Annotated in this window: 3 protein-coding genes; all 3 read right to left on the reverse strand. The window is 28.8% G+C overall.

The window, feature by feature from the left end:
- On the reverse strand, window positions 1–2,286 hold a 2,286-nt coding region (locus VK998_RS02925), incomplete at its 3' end, for an HD domain-containing protein (RefSeq protein WP_325225290.1).
- Window positions 2,283–3,149 (reverse strand): L-serine ammonia-lyase, iron-sulfur-dependent, subunit alpha, encoded by an 867-nt coding sequence (sdaAA, locus tag VK998_RS02930; protein WP_325225293.1) that lies wholly within the window; start codon window positions 3,147–3,149, stop codon window positions 2,283–2,285. The genes sdaAA and VK998_RS02925, both read right to left, overlap by 4 nt.
- 3 nt (window positions 3,150–3,152) lie before the next feature.
- On the reverse strand, window positions 3,153–3,650 hold a 498-nt coding region (sdaAB, locus tag VK998_RS02935), incomplete at its 5' end, for an L-serine ammonia-lyase, iron-sulfur-dependent subunit beta (RefSeq protein ID WP_325225295.1).

The raw sequence follows: 3,650 nt of genomic DNA on the forward strand, positions 1-3,650 counted from the left end.
AGGTTGAAGATAGACAAGTAATTGGCCCAAATAATTTGGTATATATTTTGTAAATTGGTAGTTTTGCATTTCTAAGGCTCTTAGTAATTCTACTGCGATATCATTTCTCTCTTCTTGAGTTAAAAATTGAAATATATGCAATAGGGTATGTCCAGCATAGTTACGAACTTTTTCTATAGCACTAACTTTTAGTAGATTACAAAAATGCATACCAGTATGCAGACCGTAAGTTTTAGGTGATTTTTTTACCTGATCATATAGAATATCTATATTGACTTTTTTATTCATCCATTCTGTAGCAGTTTTTAAGTTCTTCAAAAATATTTCTGAAATATTATCTTCAACTTTTTCATAATTAAGTTTTAATCTTTTTTGTATATTTTTTTCAATATTAAGCTTGAGAGCTAGTTTGTATTTTAAGTAATTTTCAGTAGCATAAGAACAATTTCCCAAGTTTTCTAAGATCCAATTTTTCAGGAGGAAAGTAAAGTTTCTATTTTCAGTTAGTTCTTCAAAGATTTCATCAATTATATCTAAAATAGTTAACCTGATTTCCAATATATTTGAATTTAACTGGTTTAAAATATATTGATGAAACTGTTTTAAATTATTATTATCTAAATGTGGTATAGGAATATATTTTAGCGTTTGAGAGAGATATAATTGGGTTGTTGGAGACATTGAATTGTGGTTTTCATAGTATTTAATTAATAGTTTAGAATATTTAACATAATTTTCTACTTTAGAATTATAGAATAAAGATTTAACAATGGTTTTTAAATTGTATTGCCATTCTATATGAGAGCCTGTTATTTTATGATCTGGATACAAGATGTTTTTTAATAAATCTTCAAGAATTTCACTACTTGTTATATCCGGATCAATTCTTTTAATGGATTCGGGTATTTCTTTTTTATATTCTTCGTCATACTGACTTATTAGTAATCCTATTAGTTCTGCTGATTCATTTCTAATGTCTTTTTCTCTATGAAACAATAAATCCATCAGAAAGTGCAGTGTGATTATTTTCTGTTTTTGAGTTAAATAAGTAGAATATTCTTTGAAAATTTGGAGATATAAACGAAGTTTCCTCCAATTGTATTCAGAACGGACCATTTCTAATATATTGTTGAATCCAACATTATCTAATAGTTTAGCCATTAAGTTTATATTATGTTCAATTGCAAAATATTTTATATTATCTACAATTTCCTCACCTTCCATTAAGGAATAAGGTCTGTATGCTTTTTTATTAGTAATATTTTTGGTAAAATTTGTGTCTATTCCTAAGTTTAACATGTAGTTTTCAAAATCTTGTAGTTTTTTATATACTTTTTCATATCTTTGTTCTTTTTTGGAATTTAGATTATCCAATTTATTAAGTATAACATTATAGGCTTCTTTTAAAGTGTATATATGCATTTTATAACCATCTTTGTAGATTTTGTTTTTTACCCTAAAATCTGCATATATTAAAATTAAAGATTCAAGCGGTAAATTTTCTAGTTCTAAATCCCAAGTAGAATGATTAGTGGCTATATGACCAATTTTTTCTAAGCCTAATTTATAAAACCACTTTTCTGTATAATAATAATGATAATAAGGAACTTTATCCATATCCTTATCCTTAACACCGTATTTACCTATATCATGACCTAGTCCTGCACCTACTACAATACCTAAATCTATAGGCAACCCTAAACTTTTGAGTTGCCTTCCTATATTGAGACTAATATAATTTACTCCAACTACATGGTCTATAGTATTATGACCAGTTAAAGACAAATCTATTTTCATTAATTCGTATATCCAATTATTTAAAAAAGCTTTTTTAAAAGTTAAGTATTCATTCAAGAACTTAGTTTTATTTTCTTCTTCATGTTCTAGAAAACTGATAGGATAATTGTATAAAAAACTGTTTTTATCATACTTTATTTCAAGCTTAGAAAGTATACGTAATAGATTTAAGTAAAACAAGACTAATGGGGCTAATCCATTTTCAAATTTCCTAAAAACCTTCTCAGGAAAAGATAAAGTTAAAACATAATCATTAATATACTTTAGCCAATCTAGTGTCGATAATTTCCCATATTCTAAATAGAAAGGATATAATAACTCCATTAAAGATATAGCATCATATTTGTTTTGCAATATTAGTTTTTTTAAATTAACTTTAAAATCATTACTTTGGGTAAACTTTAAAAGATTCTTATAATAAGGCTTTACATAATTTTCTTCTAATTCATCTAAAATCAATTTATAAATTTCATTATAGGCTTTGCTCATAGCAACCTCCTTTTCAACTCCTCTCCCGTTGGAGTAGCAGCTATTCCTCCTAAAGCAGTCTCCCTTAAAGATTCAGGCATAGCTTTACCTACTCTATACATTGCATCTACTACTTCATCAAAAGGTACTAAGGATTTAACTCCTGCCATGGCTAAATCAGAAGATACTAAAGCATTAATTACACCAGAAGCATTGCGTAAAGCACAAGGAAATTCGACTAAGCCAGCTACTGGGTCACATACCAATCCCATGACGTTGATTAGAGCAAAAGAAGCAGCATTTAAAGCAGTATCCACATCTCCACCTACCATTTCAACAATAGCTGCAGCAGCCATTGCACTAGCAACTCCGCATTCAGCTTGGCAACCTCCTTCAGCACCAGAAATAGTAGCATTTTTTGCTATAATCTCTCCTATTCCTCCAGCTGTAAACAAACCACAGATCATATCTTCTTCCGACAGATTGAACTTATCTTTAACTGTAATAATTGCGCTAGGCAATATACCAGAAGCACCAGCCGTTGGAGCAGCTACAATTCTTCCCATAGAGGCGTTGACCTCTGAAGTAGATAAGGCTTTTGCCATGGCAGAGTTTATTAAATTTCCACAAATAGTATTACCTTCGTTTTTATAGTCTTCTAATTTTTTTGCATCTCCACCAGTAAGGTTGGATACAGAAGTTATCTCTTTATCTAAAGCACTATTAGCTGAATTTATCATAGTATCTAAAACAAATTTCATATTTTCCATAAGTTCATCGTAGGAAATTTTATTATCATTTATTTCTTTTTCTATTACTATTTCTGAAATTTTTTTATTTTGTTCTTTACATAATTTTAATAATTCTTTTCCTTTGTTAAACATAGATTAAGACCTCCCTATGGGGTTAATTCCCGTAATATATATAATTTCATCTAGAGATGATATACTATCAATTATCTTATTCTTTATAGGATTATCTATTTCCATAACCATAGTTGCAATCTTACCTTCCCGTGACACTTTCATAGTGGCAATATTGATATCTTCATTTGAAAGAATAGAGCTTATCCTACTTATAGAACCCTTTTGATCTTTATATTTTATTAAAATAGTTGGATAGTCACCAGTAAACTCAACTTTATTTCCATTTATATTCGTAATTAAAATATTTCCTCCACCTATGGAAGAACCAGTTATATAATATTCCTCTTTATTACTATAATGGAATACCATTTTTACTGTATTTGGATGTTCATACCCTAAATCTGCCTCTATAAACTCTATCTCTAATCCTTTTTCTTTGGCAATATTTAATGAATCTTTTATTCTTTTATCAGAAGGGTCCATTCCTAGAACACCAGCTACTAAGGCTCTGTCAGTTCC

It is taken from the genome of Schnuerera sp. (genome assembly GCF_035459645.1).
Lineage (GTDB): Bacteria > Bacillota > Clostridia > Tissierellales > Tepidimicrobiaceae > Schnuerera.